This is a genomic window from Polynucleobacter sp. AM-26B4 (genome assembly GCF_018882285.1).
Lineage (GTDB): Bacteria > Pseudomonadota > Gammaproteobacteria > Burkholderiales > Burkholderiaceae > Polynucleobacter.
Window position 1 is genome coordinate 1 of the sequence record NZ_JACVOT010000009.1, and the last position, 294, is coordinate 294.

1 protein-coding gene is annotated in these 294 nt (G+C 48.6%); it reads left to right on the forward strand.

From position 1 onward, the window contains the following. A partial coding sequence (locus tag ICE88_RS08665; protein ID WP_216252055.1) for an MBG domain-containing protein occupies nt 1-294 on the forward strand: 294 nt, incomplete at both ends.

Genomic DNA, 294 nt, shown 5'->3' on the forward strand with positions numbered 1-294 from the left:
CAACAGCGGCAACGATTGCTTCTAACGTCAATGCTTACGCTATTACTCAGAACACGGTCACAAATGCCAATAACTCTAACTATGACATCACGTTTGTTGATGGCACATTGACAGTGAACCGCCGTCCAGTGACTGTAACGGCTGATGACAAGACACGTGTGTATGGCGATGCCAACCCAACATTGACATTTGCGGTAGCGGCTGATGGCACAGGTACTAGCCGTGGCATGTACAACAGCCAGTCATTGAGTGGCTCAGTAACAACAGCGGCAACGATTGCTTCTAACGTCAATG